Raw genomic sequence first — 383 nt, 5'->3', positions numbered from 1 at the left:
CAGCCGCCGAAGGTGGGGTAGATGATTGGGGTGAAGTCGTAACAAGGTAGCCGTATCGGAAGGTGCGGCTGGATCACCTCCTTTCTATGGAGAATCGCTTCCTGTAACGGAAGCATTCAAATATGCCGCAAGGCAAAATGATCTCACTCGTTGGTCAGTTTTGAGAGTTCAAACTCTCGCATGCGATTTCCAGAACTTGCTTGGTGACAAGCGGTGCTGAGGATGGTATGATATAAGTCCGGTTGAAAAACCGGGTTTTGATCCTTGAAAACTAGATACCGAAACGAATTTGCGTTTTAGAAATATCCTTTTAGCTGCTTGTGTCTTCATTGTAAGACCAAGTAATGAAAGAGTAGCATGGTTAAGCTACTAAGAGCACACGG

1 rRNA gene is annotated in these 383 nt (G+C 45.4%); it reads left to right on the top strand.

The window, feature by feature from the left end:
• A 16S ribosomal RNA gene (locus tag RJP21_RS31090) occupies positions 1-84 on the top strand; the annotation flags it as partial.
• Positions 85-383: the final 299 nt, after the last annotated feature.

This window comes from Paenibacillus sp. VCA1 (genome assembly GCF_031583795.1).
Taxonomy (GTDB): domain Bacteria; phylum Bacillota; class Bacilli; order Paenibacillales; family Paenibacillaceae; genus Paenibacillus_AQ; species Paenibacillus_AQ albilobatus.
Note: the sequence above shows the minus strand (reverse complement) of the source record. Positions and strands in the feature narration are given on the sequence as shown.